The organism is Sorangium sp. So ce590, assembly GCF_051521365.1.
GTDB lineage: Bacteria > Myxococcota_A > Polyangia > Polyangiales > Polyangiaceae > Sorangium.
On the sequence record NZ_CP150346.1, the window covers coordinates 11,213,646 to 11,231,453 of the forward strand.

Below are 17,808 nucleotides of genomic sequence, written 5' to 3' on the forward strand. Positions count from 1 at the left end.
TCGGCCGACAGCCTTGACATCCCGCAGCGGTTCTGTGCTTGCTTGCCGAGCCGGAGAACCGCTGAGGATGACCACCGCCGTCCGCACCAGCTCCCTACCCGCTCGCAACGACGCTCAGGCCCTCCCGCCGTGGAAGCTTGTGTTGCCGAGAGGCGGCTATGTCTCCTCGATGGAGGCGCTCACCACGGCCATGGGCGTCCCGGGGTTCGTGCTGCTCGACCTGGGCACGCTGGCCGGCGGCCAGGACGCGCACCGCCTCCTCGGGCTGCGGTATCTGATCGCCAACGGCGAGGTGTGGAGGGCGCACTTCGGCTGGCAGCGCGCGCTGGAGGCGGCGCTGCGCAGGGAGCTGCTCGGCGAGGAGCGGGTGCAGGAGCTCCTGTCGGCGGCGGAGGGCCTCCTGTCGCGGCTCCGGGAGGCGCGCGCGTCGATCACGCCCGCGGACCGGGACGGGTTCGCTCGGTACCTGGAGGGCGGGCTGCTCCGGGCGCTGAAGCGCCGTGATTTCGAGGAGGAGCGCTTCCTCAAGTTCCTGATCCTGGAGCAGGACGTGCCCGCGCTCCGCGACCAGGCGGCGGAGCTCCTGCGCTCCCGGGCGGGCGAGCTCCTGCGGGACGACGCGCAGGTGCTGGATCTCCTCTACGCCGCGGTGCACCGGCTGGACAGCTATCCCGCCACGACGGTGAGCGCGGGCCAGCTCAAGTACGTCCTCGTGGCGGACAAGGGGGAGATGGGCGTGCGGGCCACGCGCGAGGCGATCGCCCTCGGCAAGATCCCCGTGGTCCTCTACAGCCTGAAGGACGACGACAACGCGCTGCAGGTGCGGATCGCGCTGGAGGGCGGCGGGTTCGCGGTGGGCCTCGAGGGGAGCTTCCGCGAGAGCTACGCGAACACCACCCAGATCGCGGACAAGGTGAGGGCCGAGTTCGAGCGGCGCTTCGAGGACGGGTGGCAGGAAGAGCTGTCGCGCGCGGGCCTCTACCCGGGATATGGCCCGCTCGCGGAGAACGCCGCGGCGATCCGGCACTTCCGGCAGAAGAACATCGTCTTCATCGGTCCGATGCAGGACGTCGTGGAGAACGCCGGCGACAAGCGCAAATTCCGCCTGATGGCCCAGGAGTTCGACGCGACGGCGGTGACGCCCGGGCTCGTCATCGACAGCGATGACCCCGACGAGATCCAGCGGATCATCCTGGAGACGCACGAAGCCGGGCGCTTCACCTTCCCGGGGCGGCTGAAGGCCGCCAACGGCGGCGGCGGGCGCGGGCAGGCGGTCATCCCGACCGCGGAGCAGGTGCCCCAGGCCATCCAGAAGGTCCTCGGCGAGATCAAGGCGTACAACTGGCAGCCGGGCGTGATGTTCGAGCAGAACATCCCGGAGACGATCCACCTGGAAGTGCAGGTGCTGCGGGATCGCTACGGCAACACGCGGCACTTCGGCATGCGCGACTGCAGCGAGCAGCGCGCGAGCCAGAAGATCCAGGAAGAGGCGCCGCCGGCCCTGCTCCGGCGGTATCCCGGCCTGGAAGACCGGATCTGCGGGCTCGCCGTGCAGATCGCGGAGCGCGTGGGCTACGTGGGCGCGGGCACCGTGGAGCTGATGTTCAAGGACGGGAAGTTCTACTTCCTGGAGATGAACACGCGTATCCAGGTGGAGCACCCCGTCAGCGAGGAGAGCTACGCCATCAAGCGGAAGCGGAGCCGCGTCCCGGTGAACCTCGTCGCGTGGCAGATCCGCATCGCCGACGGGCAGGCCATCGACTTCGAGCAGCAGCACGTGGTGCAGACGCACTGCAGCCGTGAGTTCCGCATCAACGCGGAGAGCTGGAACCCGGATCTCAGGGACTCCCGGGACGGCGGCAAGGGGCTGTTCCTGCCCAACGCCGGCGTCTTCGATCGCATCGCGCTCCCCGACGCCGGCCCGATCCGCGAGGCGCTCGAGGACAAGGGCCTCACCGACCTGAAGATCCGCTTCGACTGCGGCTTCGAGGCGGGGGACGTCCTGGTCAACAAGGACCCAACGTTCGGCAAGCTCATTGTCTCCGTGAGCAGCAAGGACCCGGACAGGGCCTATGAGCTGCTGCGGCTCGCGTCCCTCGAGGTGCTGAAGAAGATGAAGATCGAGGGGCGGCAGGTGCGACCCGACGGGACGCCGATCGCGGGCTCGCCCTTCAAGACGAACCTCCAGGATCACGTGCGCATCCTGAGGATGCCGCTGTTCAAGCGTCATTCGAACAACGATGGTCGAGGCCGTCACGTGAACTGGGTCGTGGCCGCGTTCCGCGAAGAGGCGTAGCCGGGGGAGATCGCCGCGCTCGGCGCGTGGCGCTCGTGGGGAGAGCGCTGACAGCGAAATATTACGGGTGCGCGCGGTCGCTCTCGATACGAGGGAGCGCCGTCGGGCAAGCGCAGCCCTGGCGAGCGGGTCACCGGCGAGTCACCGGCGACAAGAAAGAGGCAATCCAGACGGCAACGGGGTATGTGGCCAGGTACCCCGATGGCCGGTGCGAGGATGCCCAGCGGATCATCTCCGGCGTGGACGCGGCTGCAGAGGGAGGGCCTCGGCCGCCTGCCCCCGACGCGCGCCCGGCGCCGAGATCCATCTGCGCCCGCCCTCGTCGCGGCCGTCCTCCTGCTGGGCTCCGCCGCCCCCGCCGCGGCGGCCGAGCCGCGGGCGTTCGTGGCGGGCAGCGGCGGCGCCCCCGCGCCGAGCGCGCCGCCGCTGTCCGCCGCCACGGCGCCCATCGAGGTGCGCGTCGCGCTGTCGCGCGACGCGGCGGAGGAGGTCTCGAGCGTCCGCGTGCGGCGCCTGCTCGAGATCGAGCTCCCGGACAGCGCCGAGCTCGCCACCGATCCGGTCGGCCCGCTCGGCGACCGCGTGGCGAACGTGTGGATCGACCGGCCCACCGCGGCCCGCCTCGAGATCCAGGTGCGCCTCGACGGCCGCGCGGTCGTGCGGCGGCAGATCGCCGTCTCCGGCCTCACCTCGGACGTGGCCGCGCGCCTCGTCGCGATCGCCGCCTCCGAGATGATCCGCGCCGAGATGCGCCGGGCGCGCGCCCCGCGGCGCCCGCCGTCGCCGCGGCGCCCCACCCCGGACGAGGTCGAGCTCGCCTCGCGCGATCTCGACGCGCTGTCCGTCTCGGCCGGACCCTACGCGGCGGTCGTCACGGGCGGGCCGCAGGTGCTCGGCGGCGCCGGCCTGACGCTCGGCCTGCGGCGCCTGCGGCTCACCGAGTCGCTCTTTGCCCGCCTGCTGGCCACCCCGTCCGGCGGCGAGACGCTGCGCTGGCTCGAGGGCGGCCTCTCGGGCGATTACCGCTTCTGGCTCGCCGCCTCGTGGCGCCTGTCGATCGGCGCCACCGCGTCGGTCGCCTCGGTCAGGCTGCCTGCCGCCGCTTCCGTCGACGGCATCGCCGGCGAGCGCGACACGTGGTCCGCCCGCGCTGGCCTCGGGCTCGGCCTGGAGACCCGGCTGGGCGGCCCCGTGTGGCTCGGGCTCACGCTGGACCCCGGGGTGGTGCTCCGGCCGGCGCCTTACGAGGCCGCCGACGGCAAGGCGGGCGCCGTCGAGGGGGTCTGGCTTGGGGTCGGCCTCTCCCTCGCCACGGAGCGGCGCTCCTCGCCGCCGCGGTGAGGAGCGCGGCGCGGCGCCGCCCGCGGGCGCGGATCCGCGGTATCGTGCTCGCCGATGGATGACGAGATCCTGGAGCAGCTGCGCGAGCGCTACGCAGCAGAGGGCCTGATCGTCTTCGCGGGCGCGGGCGTGTCGGCGGCGGCGGGCATGCCCACCTGGAGACAGCTCGCCGAGAAGCTGCGCGACCGCGCGCGGAAGCGGAGCGCCGACCCCGCGGTCGTCGACGAGATCCAGCAGTACATCTCCTCGAACCAGCTCATCAACGCGCTCTCCGCCGCGAAGCTCGCGCTCGGGCCGCAGGACTTCAACTGGACCGTCGACAAGGAGCTCGACGACACCGGCCGCGACGTGCCCGAGGTGGCGCAGGCGATCGCCGCGCTCAAGCCGAAGCTCAAGGCGGTGCTCACCACCAACATCGACCGCTTCCTCGAGCGCGCGTTCCAGGGCGAGTGGCGCGTGATCGACCGGCCGGCGGCCGACGTCGTCATGGACAGGCGCTTCATCCTGAAGCTGCACGGCACGCTGCGCGCGTGGGACACCTGGGTGTTCTCGCGCGACCAGTACGACCGGGCGATCTTCGGCTCGCCCCTCCTCCAGGACGCGTTCGGCGCCCTCTACCGCGCGCATTCCATCCTGTTCGTGGGCTTCGGCCTCGCCGACGACAACATCGACCAGACGCTCGCCCGCGTGCGCGCGCTCGCGGGCGGGCAGCCGCCCATGCACTTCGCGCTGCTCCCGGAGGGCGTGCCGCCGTTCCGCCGCCGGCTGCTCGAGGAGTCGGGCATCCGCCTCATCCTCTACGAGAACCAGGCCGGCGATCACGCGGAGGTCGCGCAGGTCCTCCTCGGCCTGGAGCCGACCGCCGCGCCGCCGCCGCCCCCCCCGGCGCCGCGCGTCGCCACGCCGGCGCCGCACCCGGCGGTGAGCGCGCGCCCGACCGCCGCGCCGCCCGCGAACGCGCTCCCGGCCGCGGCGCGGCCGGTGCGCGTCTTCTTCTCCTACGCGTCGCGCGACGAGGAGCTCCTCGCGCGCCTCGAGGCGCACCTGAGCCCGCTCAGGCGCGAGGGGCTGATCGCGCCGTGGCACAGCGGGAAGATCGGCGCGGGCGAGGACCTGGAGCGCGCGATCGGCGAGCAGCTCGAGGCGGCCGATCTCGTCCTGCTCCTCGTGAGCGCCAGCTTCCTCGCGTCCGAGCAGGGCGACGCGCAGGTGACGCGCGCCATGGAGCGGCGGGCCGCGGGGCAGGCCGCGGTCGTGCCGATCCTGCTCCGCCCCTGCGACTGGGAGACGACGCGCTTCGCCGAGCTCCAGGCGGTGCCGCGGGACAGGAAGCCCGTGACCAAGTGGGCCGACGAGGACGAGGCGCTCCTCCAGGTGGTGCGGGAGATCCGCGCGCTCGTGACGAAGCTGCGCGCCTCGCTCAGGTGAGCTCGGGCGCCCTCGCCGGGGCGGCGGTTCCGCCGCGCAGCGCGCGTATTCCTCACTCTTCCGCCTCCCCGGCCCGTGAGGGATTGCCGCGGCCGGCGCCCGCGCGATGGGGGCCGGGCGGCCTCGTTCGCCCCGAGATCTCTCGCGCTTTTCTCGGGCTCTTCTGAGCCTCTGGCCTTGCCGCGCTGCGGCCGGCAGCGGGCGCGGATGCACATCGAGGCGCGCATGCGGCTTGCTTGGCCCGCTGGGCGGACAATGCGAACGAGCGGAGAGGTGGCCATCGTGAGCCCATTGCACAGAGAGCGGATGGTGACGGCGCGCGAGAGCAGCCAGCCCGAGGCACGGATCGCCGAAGAGGAGCCCCCGCCGGAGTCGGGCCGGCAGCCGGCCGTCTACACGGCGCGGGGCGGTCCGACCGGAGAGCCCTGGCCCGATCGCGCGCCCGCGCTCACGCCGGACGAGGCGCGCGAGCTGTCCGAGCGCTGGAGCGCGATCCAGGCGGGCTTCATCGAGGCGCCGCGGCAGGCGGTCGAGCAGGCCGACGCGCTCGTGACCGAGGTGATCCAGCGGGTCGTGCAGGGCTTCCGGGAGGAGCGCAGCGCGCTGCAGCGCCTGCTCGACGGCGAGCCCGGGCGCCCGGAGGTGTCGACGGAGGAGCTCCGGCTCGCCCTGCGCAGGTACAGGTCGCTGCTCGGGCGCCTGCTCGCCTTCTAGCGCAGCGCGGGCGCGCGACGTCCAGCGCAGCGCGGGCGTGCGACCGGGGCGTGCGCCCCCGCCCGCGGGTGGCGCCCTGTAGCGGGGGCTCTTCGCTTCTGGCATGGTCGCCGCCATGCTCGTCCGCAGTGCTCTCCCCTCGGTTCTACGCGGCCCGCAGCGCGACGCAGGCCGCCTGACCGGCGCCGCGCTCCGGCGCCGCGCCCCGGCGCTGCTCGGCGCCGCGCTCGCGCTGCTGCTCGGGTGCTCCGGCGCAGCGCAGGCCCCCGCCGCGCGCCCGGCGCGCGTCGTGAAGACGCCGCCCGGGCAGCCGAAGGCGCCGGAGGGGCCGCCGCTCCTGCCGGCCCAGGTCATCGCGGAGCTCGAGGGCGAGGACGCGACGCCCTACTTCGCCCGGCGAGGCGACGAGGCGCTCCTGCTCTACGCGGCGGGAGGCCGGTTGAGGACCCGCGTCATCGGCGCGGACGGGGCGCCGCGCGGGGACCTCGTCGACGCCGGGCCGGTCGCCGCCGACGTGCCCGTCGCCGCGCTCCGCGCCGGGCCGCAGGGCTACATCGCCGCGTGGATCGAGCAGATCGGGGGGAGCCGCGCGGTGCGCGTGCTCGCGCTCGACCCGGCCGGCAAGCCGGTCGCCCCGGCGAGCCCGGTCGCGCAGACGGCCGAGGAGATCACGTGGCTCGACGTGCTCCCGAACGCGAAGGGGGCGCTCGTGCTGTGGGAGATGCCGCGCGAGGACCAGGGCGGCGTGGCCCAGGGCGACGTCGACCGCGTCGACGTGGTGATGACGGTCGTGGCGCAGGACAAGGGCGCCGCGATCAGGCCGACGGCGCCCGCGTCGGTCGCGCGCGACGTGCTCGGGTGGCACGCGGTCGCCACAGCGCGCGGCGCGGCGGTCGCCCTCGTGCTCCCGCCGGCCGCACGGCCCCCGACGGCCCAGGGCAAGCCCGCGCGCAAGGCGGAAGCGGAGGACGCCGCCGACACCGAGAAGCTCGGATCCATCGCGCTCCTGGAGATCGACGCGGCCGGCAAGGTCTCGGCGCCGGTGGCCGTCAGCCCCGAGCCGACCGCGCAGATCGATCTCGAGATCGCCGCCGTCGGTGGGCGCTACCTGCTCACGTGGACCGACGAGCGGGACATCGACAGCGCCGTGTACCTCGCGGCGGTCGAGCCGGGCGGCAAGGTGGTCGTGGCGCCGCGGCAGGCGACGCCGCCGTCCGGCGAGCAGGCGCTCGTGTCGCTCGTCGCGCCCTCCGCCGGCGGCGGCCGGGCGCTGCTCGCGTGGGAGGACCAGCTGCGCCCCCGCGACGGCGGCGTGGAGGCCGGCGGGGCGGGGCGCCTCATCCACCTCGCGTCGGTGGGTCCCGACGGCGCGCTCGGCGCCGAGCGGGCGGCGCTCGTCTTCAGCGCGAGCGGGCCGCCCGACCTCGCGGCGGACGGCGACGGCTTCGCGGCGGTGACGCTCGCGCCCGCGAGGCTCAAGGCGGCCCGAGACGCGGCGGCCGCGCCGCCGATCTGGCCGACGTTCGTGCGCTTCGGCCCGGACCTCTCGGTGCGGGCGGCGGAGCCGGTGCGCGCCGCGCCGTTCGCGGCGACCGACGGCGTGCCGTACCTCGTGCGCGGGCTGAGCTGCCACAAGGGCGCGTGCGTGACGCTGGCGAGCGCGGCGGCCGGGGCCGGCCCGCAGCAGGGCGGCGCGGGCAAGGCGTCGAGCGCGGCGGGCGCGCGGACGCCGCTCGCGCTCGTGTCGCTGCCGGTGCGCGAGAGCGCGTGGCGCGCGCCCGCGTTCCGGGCGGACAAGGCGCCGCCGCCGCGCGCGACCGCGGTGCGCGCGCTCGCCGAGGGCGACCACCTCGCCAGGGTGGCGGCCGCCGAGCTCGACGGCGGCGCGGCGCTCGCGGCGTGGGTCACGTACTTCGTGGAGGGGGCGTCGGACGCGGCGCCGCGCGGGCAGGACCTCTCGGCGACGCTGGCGGTGCGCGCCGCGTCGCCGGGCGGCCTCGGCAAGGTGAACGTCCTCTCGCAGAAGGCGTCGTCGCTCGGCGGCGTCGCGATCGCGACGGCGCCGCCGCCCCCGGCCGATCCGAAGGGCAAGGGCGGCGCGTCTGCGGGCGAGAGCGTGATCGCGTGGGTCGCGCGCGAGCGGGGCGAGACGCAGGTCTACGTGACAAAGGTCGACGCGACGGGCGCGAAGCTCGCGCAGAAGAAGCTCACCACGGCGGCGCGAAAGAAGAAGGGCGGCGCCGCGAGCGAGGCGTCCGACGTGGCGATCGCCTACGACGGCGCGGGCGGCTTCATCGTCGCGTGGGTCGACACGCGCGACGGCAACGCCGAGGTGTACGCGGCGCGGGTGGACCGCGCGCTGAACAGGACGGTGCCGGACCGGCGCATCACGAACGCGCCGCTCGACGCGGCCGAGGTGCAGATCGCGGTGCGCGGCCAGGAGGCGTGGCTCGTGTGGTCGGACGCGCGGCCGGCGGGCGGCGCGGCCAGCGCGGGCGGCGAGGCCACGGGCGACGTGTTCTTCGCGCGGCTCGACGCGAAGACGCTGCAGCGGATCGGCGACGAGTCGCGCCTCCACGCGTCGCCCGAGCACTCGCGCAGCCCGGTGCTCGCGCCGCACGAGGGCGGCGTCCTCGTCGGCTGGGTCGACGAGCCGGCAGGGGAGGACGCGGCGGCCGGAGGGGGCTCGGCGGCTCGCGGGGGCTCGGCGGCTCGCGGGGGCGCGGCGGCCGGCGGGTCGGGCGGGCGCGCGTGGCTCGTGCGGCTCGACGACGGCGGCGCGGTGCAGGGCGCGCCGGTGGCGGTGGCCGGCCCGGACGGCACCCCGGTGTCGTCGATCGCGCTCGCGTGCGACGAGGTCTGCCGCGGCGTGCTCGCGTCGGCGCCTGGAGACTCGGTGGTGCTGAGCGCCTTCTCGCTGGCGCCCGGCGAGGCGGCGGCGCCCGCGCTGAAGCAGCTGGCGTGGCTGACGGGCAGCGCGTCGCAGGACGTGTCGCCGGTGTTCGCGGGGCGCTCCGGCGGGTCGCTGTTCTTTGCGGACGACGCGGTGAGCGGCTCGGGGCGCGTCCGGTGGATGACGATCGCGTGGCCGTGAGCGGCGCGGGTCGCGCGCGTCGTCGGCGCGCTGCGCCTGCGCGCGCGGGCGCGCTCCTCCTGGGGGTGCTGGCCTCGGCGCTCGGCTGCCCGGGGCCGCCGGAGGTGCCGGTCGCGCCGTCGGGCCGGGCGGCGGGCGCGGGCGTCTTGCCGGCCTGCAAGGAGAGCGGCTGCTCGCAGGCCGGGGCGCTGCTCGCGGCCGCGCGAGCGTTCAGCGACGTGCGGCACGACTACCTGCTCGACACGTCGAGCGCGATGGTGCCAGGCCGCGGGCTGTCGCGGAGCGCGGCGGGCGTGTTCTCGCCGGTCGGCCTCGCCTGCGCCCAGCCGAAGGCGGCGACGGGAGCGCCGGCATCCGCGGGAGCGCCGGCGGCCGCGGGAGCGCCGGCGGCCGCGGCGGCGCAGGGCGGGCCTGCGCCTGGGCAGGGCGAGCGCGCGATCGACTTCCGCTACGTGGGCATCGCGGTCGACTCGGTCCTCGTGGGCGCCGACGTCGATCTGCCGGCGTACTTCAGCGCCGGAGGCACGCTCGACAAGCGCCGGCTGCGGCTGGTCGCGATGGCGCTCGTCGCGGACGAGGATCCGCAGTTCTTCGACCCGACCGAGAGCGTCGTGCCGGCGCCGGGCGGCGGCTGCGCCTGCGGTCGCGCGACGCACTTCATCGGGGCCGTGAAGCGCGGCGCGATGGTCGCCTACGAGACGGACGTGACGGCCGGCGAGGCGCACGGCACCGCGATCGGCCTGTTCAAGGCCCGGATCGAGGCGGGGGACCGCCGCGTGACGATGACCTCGGTCGGCGAGCTGGCCATCGAGGGCGTCGAGGGCGCGCCGGTGGCGGGCGGGCCGGGCGGCGCGAAGGGCGGCGGGCAGGCGCTCGGCGCGCTGCGGATCGAGGTGAAGAAGGCGGTGCCGCTGGCGTACGCGATCTACCCGGTGGCGGACGTGTGCCGCTTCTCGCTCGCCGAGCCGGAGATCGCGCCGCTGCCGGTCGACCTCGGCGTGGTGCCGTACGGCGCCACCGGGACGGCGCAGGCGCTCATCACGAACCGGGCGCAGGTCGATGTCCGGGTGACGCACGGCGAGCGCACGGTCGAGGTGCCCGCGCACGGGAGCGCGGAGCTCACGTTCTCGTGGACGCCGGAGGGCGTGACGGCCGGCTGCGAGCGGCAGACGCGGCGGGACACGTTCGTCGTGCAGCCGAAGGACGCGGCCTCCCCGGTGGAGCCGCGCGAGCGGGCGGTCGTGGTGCCGCTGCAGGTCACGACGGGGATGCCGACCTTCTCGAAGCACGAGCCGATCGCGACCGAGATGGGGCGGTCGCCGGACTACGGGCGGGCGAGCGCCGACTGGACGTGCCCGGCCGGCTATGTGGTGGAGCAGTGCGAGCCGCAGCTGTCGAGCTGCCTGTCGTCGACCGGCAGCTGCAACGCGGAGGGCTACCGGCTCACGGCCGAGGCGACCGCGGACGGGCGCGGGTGCTCCTTCCGGTGCACGGGGCCGAGCTCGTCGATATGGGGCGACCACGGGTGCGCCTACACGGCGGCCATGGTGTGCCGGCTGGGGTGCAGCAAGTAGGGGCGGGCGGTGCGGTGGGCCGTGCGCGCTCCGCGGCGGCTTCGGCCTGGCGCGATCCGTTGTCGTGAACCGACCCGGCTTTGCGCGGCTCCGCCGCGGTGGCCGCGAAGAGAGCCGTCTCGCGGCGTTCAGCTGCAAAGGACGTGGGATTCTGCCCCTCGTGCCCATGGGGTGCCATAATTCCCTCCGATCCGGTGAAGACGACGCTGCTTGCGAGCACCCATTGGCTGATGGAGGAGGACGGCGACGGGCGCGTCGTGTGGCTCGCGCGCCAGCCGGAGCCCTTCGCCTCCATCGCGGAGCTCACGAGCGCCAACGCGGCAGTGCTGCGGTCGATCGCATCGCGACACCGGAGCGCCGGCATCGTCGTCGACATGCGTCAGGCGTCCGCGCGCAACGACGCCGCGTTCGAGAAGGCGATGCACGGCATGCGGGCACAGATCACGTCGAGCTTCGCGCGGACGGCGGTATTGGTTGGGACGCAGGCGGGCCTGCTGCAGGTGAGCCGCCTCACGCGCCAGGACGGCGCGACAAGCTTCGCGACCACGAGCGAGGCGGAGGCGCTCCACTTCGCCCGCGGCGAGTGGACCGAACCGTCGAGGGGTTGAGGACTCGAACGGTCGCTTGAGGAGCGATATCGTCCGTCGGCGGGGGCCAGCCCACAGCGGCGTTCTTGCGCGGTGGCAAGCTGGAGCTCGTGACGAGCTCGGGGGACGCGTTCGAAGCGCTACTACCTTCGTTGGAGGCGGGTCCACGGGCAACCTGTCGAACGTCGCCTGGAAGCTCGGCCTCGCCAGGATCGAGGGATAGGCGCTACTTCGAAGAAGCGGGCGATTCCCCCGCAGCCCGCGGGCTTCCTTCGATGAACTCGAGCGCCTCCGCGACGATCTCTCCGAGGTTTGGCGGCAGCCCTGCGCCGTGACGAGGAGCTGTCGCGCCGACGACCATGGAGGAGGCGATCGCGCCGGAACGCCGGCGGCAGCGGCGTCGGCGGCGGGGCGCTGCGCGACGGCCTCCGGCGAATGGCCTTCGGACCGATCTGCAGCGAGGAGCGCCATCAGGAGCAGCGCACACACGATCCCCCAGGTGCCGCGCGCGACGCGATCACCCATCGCGCCATGGAGCTTCCACATTGCGGCGCACGCGCCGCGGTACGGGCCCGGCGTCAGGGCGCGGCGTGTGCCGGGCTTGAACGCGCGCGTGGTCGAAGCGGGCGCGCCGCAGGCCCGGCGCGCTCGTCAACGCCGAGGGCTACCGGCTCACGGCGGAGGCGACCGCGGACGGGCGCGGGTGCGCGTTCCGGTGCACGGGGCCGAGCTCGTCGCTGTGGGTGACCACGGATGCTCCTACACGGGGCCATGGTGTGCCGGCTGGGGTGCAAGTAGGGCGGGACAGGGAGCCTCGCTCGTTCCCACCCGGCGGGTGCCCGAAGCGCGATCGCGCCCGGAGTGCGCCGGGCTTGACCGGAGGTGGTGGAGGACGTCCTTGGAAGTGCGCCGGGCTTGACCGGAGGTGGTGGAGGACGTCCTTGGAAGTGCGCCGGGCTTGACCGGAGGTGGTGGAGGACGTCCTTGGAGGTGCGCCGGGCTTGACCGGAGGTGGTGGAGGACGTCCTTGGAAGTGCGCCAGGCTTGACCGGAGGTGGTGGAGGACGTCCTTGGAAGTGCGCCGGGCTTGACCGGAGGTGGTGGAGGACGTCGCGGGAAGCGGTCAGCGCTTCGTCGAGGAGGGGCGCCGGTCGCGCGGCCGGTCGGGCACGCTCGACGGCAGGTCGCTCAACCCATAGTCTTTCCGTATGTCCGATAGAGCTCTCGGGGAGCTGCTGGAACCTCACAACGACATGTTGAAGGACATGGCACAGAGCCTCGCTGCGGGGGATCGCGCCAAGCTCATCGGTACCAGCGCGGCCCTGGTCGCCGCGCTCGCCACGGGCAACCCTCAGGTCGCGCTGCTCGCGCCGTTCGCGGAGAAGGCCGTCGCCTGCGCGTTCGGCAATGCCGCCGACGACATGTTCCGCCGCGAGCTCGCCGCCATGGAGAGAGAAGAGGACCGGCGGGCGTTCATCGCCCAGATCGGCGATGCCGTCGAGGCGCTGATCGGCCAGGCGCTCATCCAGATCGTACGCAGTCAGCACCGGGTCAAGGAGGAGGTGCTCGAAGCGCTCGGAGGCGTGCGCGAGGATCTCGCCGCCTTCCGGGAGCGATTCGGCGCGGAGCTCGGGGGCGCTGCGGCCCGCGTTGACCTGCAGGTGGTCACCGCCGGCGCCATCGGGGTGCGCGTGCGGGCCACGACGGGAAAACGCGTCTTCATCGCTCGCCAGGAGGTCTCCGGAGCCGGGAGCGTCGGCATTGACCTCGAGTGACGCCGGCTCGCGCCGCCCGTCGGTTACCGTCGGCACGCAGCTCGTCGGCGACGGCGGCACGGGGGTGCGGGTGAATGTCGTCGCGGGGCCGGATGCGCCGCGAAGCACACTGCCCAACTACAAGGCAGCGGCTGGTTTCGTGGGCAGAGCCGCCGAGCTCGCGGCGATCGACGACGCGCTTGCCGAGCGCGAAACGCCGCAAGTGCTCGTGCTTCACGGCTCGCCTGGCGTGGGCAAGACCTGGCTCGCCGTCGAGTACGCGAGCCGCTGCCATGCGAGCTACCCTGGCGGCACCTTCTTCGTCCGATGTGATCAGGCCCCTCCGCCGGATCTCGCGCGCCTGCTGGGAATCCTCGGCTTGCACCGCTTTGCAGACGAGCCGATCGAGGACCAGTGCCGGCGCGTGCTCGCGCATCTCGGGACCAAGCCCACGTTGCTCGTCTACGACAATGTACCCGACGAGCGAGCCCTCGCGGATTGGCTTCCGCCGGGGACCCTCGCGTGCCATGTCCTCGCCACCTCGACGCTCGCCTACTGGCCCCGGCCCTGGACCACCTTGACGGTCGGCCTGCTCGCCGACGGCGACGCGCGTCTCCTCGTCGGAGCGCTCGTGACGGATCCGCGCGCAGCGCAGCGCTATGCGGACGCGATCATCGCCAAGGGGCGTGGGGTTACCGTGGAGCTGTGCGCCGCAGCCAGGAGCGTCGACTACGAGACGCGCCGCGGCCGGGCCGGGGCCGTCCGCGCCGGGCTCGCCAGCGGCACCGAGTCGAGCTTCGGGGCTGCGTTCCGGATCCTCTCGGACGACGCCCGGCTGGTGCTCCGCGTCGCCTGTCTTTTCGAGATCGGGCGTATCCCGGCCGACGCGCTTCGCGCGCTCTTCGCTGGAGAGGGCTGGACAGATGAGCGGTTCGACCTTGCTCTGGACGCGGTGCACGACCGGACCCTGATCGTTACCACAGCCGATGTGCTCGATGTGCACCAGTGCGTGGCGCAGTTTGTTCGCGGGCAGCGTGCGCCGGAGATCCCCTTGTCCGTTCTGGAGCACCACGTCGAGGCCTTCATCGAGGCGGCGAGGCGATTCGACGAGCAGCCCGGGCAGCCGCAGCGGAGCGCGCGGCTCCTCGCCTACCCGGCGGACCTGCCCTTCTGGAAAGGGCTGCTGGCGGAGAGCTCGTTGCTGGAGTCGCTCGCTGACATGGCCGGTCGTGCACTCTGTACGGGTGGGCGGTTCGACGAGGCCCTGCCGTGGTGCGAGCGAGCCGTCGAGGCGAAGAAGAAGGGCGATGTTCACGGTCGTGTCGACCACGCAAGCCTGGGCAGCAGCCTTCACCTGGTGGGCCACTGTCACTCGAGCGCGGGGCGGTTCGACCAGGCGCTGCCGTGGTACGAGCGAGCCGTCGAAGCTGCGGAGAAGGGCGATGTCCACGGCCACGTGGACCACACAAGCCTGGGCATCAGCCTTCACCAGGTGGGCCACTGTCACTCGAGCGCGGGGCGATTCGACCAGGCGCTGCCGTGGTACGAGCGAGCCATCGAAGCTGCGGCGAAGGGCGACGTCCACGGTCGCGTGAACCACGCAAGTCTGGGCAAAAGTCTTCACCAGGTGGGCAACTGTCACTCGAGCGCGGGGCGGTTCGACCAGGCGCTGCCGTGGTACGAGCGAGCCATCGAAGCTGCGGAGAAGGGCGACGTCCACGGTCGCGTGAACCACGCAGGCCTGGGCAGCAGCCTTCACCAGGTGGGCCACTGTCACTCGAGCGCGGGGCGGTTCGACCAGGCGCTGCCGTGGTACGAGCGAGCCGTCGAAGCGAAGAAGAAGGGCGATGTCCACGGCCGCGTGGACCACGCAAGCCTGGGCATCAGCGTTCACCAGGTGGGCTACTGTCACTCGAGCGCGGGGCGATTCGACCAGGCGCTGCCGTGGTGCGAGCGAGCCGTCGAAGCTGCGGAGAAGGGCGATGTTCACGGCCGCGTGGACCACGCAAGCCTGGGCAGAAGCCTTCACCTGGTGGGCGACTGTCACTCGAGCGCGGGGCGGTTCGACCAGGCGCTGCCGTGGTACGAGCGAGCCGTCGAAGCTGCAGAGACGGGCGATGTCCACGGTCGCGTGGACCACGCAAGCCTGGGCATCAGCCTTCACCTGGTGGGCGACTGTCACTCGAGCGCGGGGCGGTTCGACCAGGCGCTGCCGTGGTACGAGCGAGCCGTCGAAGCGAAGAAGAAGGGCGATGTCCACGGCCGCATGGACCACGCAAGCCTGGGCATCAGCCTTCACCAGGTGGGCGACTGTCACTTGATCGCGGGGCGGTTCGACCAGGCGCTGCCGTGGTACGAGCGAGCCGTCGAAGCTGCGGAGAAGGGCGATGTCCACGGTCGCGTGGACCACGCAAGCCAGGGCAGAAGCCTTCACCAGGTGGGCGACTGTCACGCGATCACGGGGCGGTTCGACCAGGCGCTGCCGTGGTACGAGCGAGCCGTCGAAGCTGCAGAGACGGGCGATGTCCACGGTCGCGTGGACCACGCAAGCCTGGGCATCAGCCTTCACCAGGTGGGCGACTGTCACTCGAGCGCGGGGCGGTTCGACCAGGCGCTGCCGTGGTACGAGCGAGCCGTAGAAGCTGCGGAGAAGGGCGATGTCCACGGCCGCGTGGACCACGAAAGTCTGAGCAGAAGCCTTCACCAGGTGGGCGACTGTCACTCGAGCGCGGGGCGGTTCGACCAGGCGCTGCCGTGGTACGAGCGAGCCGTCGAAGCGAAGAAGAAGGGCGAGGTCCACGGCCGCACCGATTAGAATACTCGCTTGGCCTTGCGTGCGTCCCTGCGCTTGCGCACGCTGCTCGTGTAAGCCAGCATGTTGCCGTCCGGAGAGGCCGCCACGATCTCGGCGATCGGACCAGGAGGCGCCGTGTACTTGGACACGAGCTGGAAGCCGGCGACACCGTGCCCGCCGTCCTCACCGTGGCAGACATAGGCGGTACCGTGGCAGACATAGGCGGTGTCGGAGACCTCGCCCTCATCGAGCATCCCGTTGTCGTCGGCGTCGAGCCCGCCCGCGACCTTCTGCCCGCCGTTGGTGCAGTTCGGTCCGCTCGACTCGGGCGCGATGTCGATCAGCGCCCGCGACGCACCTTCGCCGTCAGCGCCGCTGTCGCCGCGTTCGCCCTCGGGGCCGTCCGCTCCCGGCCCACCGTCGAGCATGGCCTCCCCGCTGCGGGTGCTATATTTGCCGCCCTCCATGCTCGACAAGCTCGACATCGCCCGCGCCCTCCGCGAGATGGCCATGCTCCTCCAGCTCAAGGGAGAGAACCCCTACCGAGCGCGCGCCTACGAGACCGGCGCCCAGGCCCTCGAGGAGCTCACGGACGAACTCGGCGCGCTCATCAATGAAAAGCGGCTCACCGAGCTCAAGGGCATCGGCGCCGCGCTCGCCGCCCAGATCGCCGAGCTCTACAAGACAGGGCGCTCCGTGCAGCTCGAGCAGCTCCGCGCCGAGCTGCCCCGCGGCGTCCTCGAGCTCTCCCAGGTGCCGGGGATGACCCTCAAGCGGATGAAGGCGCTCCACGACGCGCTCGGCATCGGCAGCGTGGAGGAGCTCAAGACGGCCTGTCTCACCGGGAAGGTCCGCGCCGTGAAGGGCTTCGGGGCGAAGATCGAGTCGAGCCTCCTCGAGGGTATCCACCGCCACGAGACCCGCGACGAGCGCATCCTCCTCGTCGACGCCCTGGAGCTCGCCGAGCCGCTCCTCGCCCACGTCCGCGGGTGCGAGGCGACCGAGCAGGCCGACGTCGCAGGCGCGATCCGGCGCTGGGAAGAGACGGTGGCCGAGGTCGACATCGTGGCCGCGGCGGACGACGCCGCGCAGGTCGTCGACTGGTTCGCCCGGTTCCCGCGCGTCGCCGAGGTCGAGGAGCGCGGCGAGGCGCGGTGCAAGGTGAGGTTCTCGGGCGGCCTCAGGGGCGAGCTCCTCTGCGTGCCGCCCCGGTACTACGCCGCCGCGCTCCACCACAGGACGGGCGCGCCCGCGTACATCGAGGCGCTCGGCGCGCTCGCGCGCGAGCTGGGGCTCACCCTCGACGAGCGAGGGCTCCTCCGCGACGACAAGCGCCTCCCCGCGAAGACGGAAGAGGAGCTCTACAGGCACCTCGGCCTCCCGTACATCGCGCCCGAGCTCCGCGAGGGCGCGGAGGACATCATCGCTGCCGTCGCGCGCGACGACCGCGACGACGAGCTCATCGTGGAGGGTGAGCTCCAGGGCATTGTGCACTGCCACACGGTGTACTCCGACGGCAAGAACACGATAGAGGAGATGGCCCTGGAGGCCGAGGCGATGGGGATGAAATACCTCACCATCACCGATCACTCGCCCGCCGCCCACTACGCCGGCGGCGTCGGCCTCGACCGGCTGAAGCAGCAATGGGACGAGATCGCCCGCGTGCAGGAGCGCGTGAGCGTGAAGCTCCTCCGGGGCACCGAGTCCGATATCCTGGAGTCGGGGGAGCTCGATTATCCGGACGCGATCCTCGAGCAGCTCGACGTGATCATCGCGAGCATCCACTCGCGCATGAAGATGGACGCGGACCAGATGACGCGCCGGCTCGTGCGCGCGATGAGGCTGCCGGTCTTCAAGATCTGGGGGCACGCGCTCGGCCGGCTCATCCAGCGGCGCGAGCCGTTCGCGTGCCACGTCGAGGAGGTGCTCGACGCCGTGGCCGAGTCGAGGGCCGCCGTCGAGGTGAACGGGGACCCGTACCGCCTCGACATGGAGCCCCGGTGGATCAAGGAGGCGCGCAAGCGCGGTATCCGCTTCGTGATCTCGACCGACGCGCACTCGACGAACGCGCTCCACAACCTGCGCTTCGGCGTGGGGACCGCGCGGCGAGGCGGCCTCCGCCGGGGCGAGGTGCTGAACGCGCTCGGCCCGGCCGCGTTCAAGAAGGCCGTGCGGCCCGCCGCCTGACGCGCGGCGGCGCGACGCCGCGAGCGGCCGAGACATGAG

General features: G+C 73.2%; 11 protein-coding genes. 10 read left to right on the forward strand and 1 reads right to left on the reverse strand.

What is annotated here, in order from left to right; genetic code table 11:
- Positions 1 to 169 precede the first annotated feature (169 nt).
- The 9 genes from WMF28_RS42530 to WMF28_RS42570 all read left to right on the forward strand — a co-directional run bounded on the left by WMF28_RS42530 (position 170) and on the right by WMF28_RS42570 (position 15,603).
- Positions 170 to 2,296: a biotin carboxylase N-terminal domain-containing protein gene (locus WMF28_RS42530; protein ID WP_437599466.1), complete on the forward strand. Its 2,127-nt coding sequence runs from the start codon at positions 170 to 172 to the stop codon at positions 2,294 to 2,296.
- A 216-nt stretch (positions 2,297 to 2,512) separates the two neighbouring features.
- Positions 2,513 to 3,637 carry a hypothetical protein gene (locus WMF28_RS42535; RefSeq protein ID WP_437599467.1) on the forward strand — a complete coding sequence of 375 codons (1,125 nt, stop codon included), beginning with the start codon at positions 2,513 to 2,515 and terminating at the stop codon, positions 3,635 to 3,637.
- Between the two features lie 54 nt (positions 3,638 to 3,691).
- Complete coding sequence (locus WMF28_RS42540) at positions 3,692 to 5,065, forward strand: SIR2 family protein (protein ID WP_437599468.1); 1,374 nt, start codon at positions 3,692 to 3,694, stop codon at positions 5,063 to 5,065.
- A gap of 282 nt (positions 5,066 to 5,347) precedes the next feature.
- Positions 5,348 to 5,779, forward strand: coding sequence for a hypothetical protein (locus tag WMF28_RS42545; RefSeq protein WP_437599469.1), 432 nt, complete (start codon positions 5,348 to 5,350; stop codon positions 5,777 to 5,779).
- 115 nt (positions 5,780 to 5,894) lie between these two features.
- On the forward strand, positions 5,895 to 8,873 hold the full coding sequence (locus tag WMF28_RS42550) for a hypothetical protein (protein ID WP_437599470.1): 2,979 nt from the start codon (positions 5,895 to 5,897) through the stop codon (positions 8,871 to 8,873).
- The gene (locus WMF28_RS42555; RefSeq protein ID WP_437599471.1) at positions 8,870 to 10,447 is read left to right on the forward strand and encodes a hypothetical protein; all 1,578 of its coding nucleotides are present in this window, start codon (positions 8,870 to 8,872) and stop codon (positions 10,445 to 10,447) included. The genes WMF28_RS42550 and WMF28_RS42555 overlap by 4 nt, the downstream gene beginning before the upstream one ends.
- A 143-nt stretch (positions 10,448 to 10,590) precedes the next feature.
- Entirely contained in the window at positions 10,591 to 11,055 is a 465-nt protein-coding gene (locus tag WMF28_RS42560; protein ID WP_437599472.1) for a hypothetical protein, read from the forward strand.
- A gap of 1,187 nt (positions 11,056 to 12,242) precedes the next feature.
- A complete protein-coding gene (locus WMF28_RS42565) occupies positions 12,243 to 12,809 on the forward strand; it encodes a hypothetical protein (protein WP_437599473.1) in 567 nt (188 codons plus the stop codon).
- The gene (locus tag WMF28_RS42570) at positions 12,796 to 15,603 is read left to right on the forward strand and encodes a tetratricopeptide repeat protein (protein ID WP_437599474.1); all 2,808 of its coding nucleotides are present in this window, start codon (positions 12,796 to 12,798) and stop codon (positions 15,601 to 15,603) included. The genes WMF28_RS42565 and WMF28_RS42570 overlap by 14 nt, the downstream gene beginning before the upstream one ends.
- Here WMF28_RS42570 and WMF28_RS42575 read toward each other — a convergent pair.
- On the reverse strand, positions 15,600 to 16,067 hold the full coding sequence (locus tag WMF28_RS42575; RefSeq protein ID WP_437599475.1) for a DUF7151 family protein: 468 nt from the start codon (positions 16,065 to 16,067) through the stop codon (positions 15,600 to 15,602). The genes WMF28_RS42570 and WMF28_RS42575 overlap by 4 nt on opposite strands.
- On the opposite strand from WMF28_RS42575, the gene WMF28_RS42580 reads away from it, so the two are divergent.
- Complete coding sequence (locus tag WMF28_RS42580; RefSeq protein WP_437599476.1) at positions 16,048 to 17,769, forward strand: helix-hairpin-helix domain-containing protein; 1,722 nt, start codon at positions 16,048 to 16,050, stop codon at positions 17,767 to 17,769. The two genes, WMF28_RS42575 and WMF28_RS42580, sit on opposite strands and share 20 nt — an antisense overlap.
- Positions 17,770 to 17,808 lie beyond the last annotated feature (39 nt).

Coding starts and splice junctions, on each gene's coding strand:
- WMF28_RS42530 (WP_437599466.1), top strand. CDS start 170: ATGGAGGCGCTCACCACGGCCATGGGCGTCCCGGGGTTCGTGCTGCTC.
- WMF28_RS42535 (WP_437599467.1), top strand. CDS start 2,513: ATGCCCAGCGGATCATCTCCGGCGTGGACGCGGCTGCAGAGGGAGGGC.
- WMF28_RS42540 (WP_437599468.1), top strand. CDS start 3,692: ATGGATGACGAGATCCTGGAGCAGCTGCGCGAGCGCTACGCAGCAGAG.
- WMF28_RS42550 (WP_437599470.1), top strand. CDS start 5,895: ATGCTCGTCCGCAGTGCTCTCCCCTCGGTTCTACGCGGCCCGCAGCGC.
- WMF28_RS42565 (WP_437599473.1), top strand. CDS start 12,243: ATGTCCGATAGAGCTCTCGGGGAGCTGCTGGAACCTCACAACGACATG.
- WMF28_RS42580 (WP_437599476.1), top strand. CDS start 16,048: ATGCTCGACAAGCTCGACATCGCCCGCGCCCTCCGCGAGATGGCCATG.
- WMF28_RS42575 (WP_437599475.1), bottom strand. CDS start 16,067: ATGTCGAGCTTGTCGAGCATGGAGGGCGGCAAATATAGCACCCGCAGC.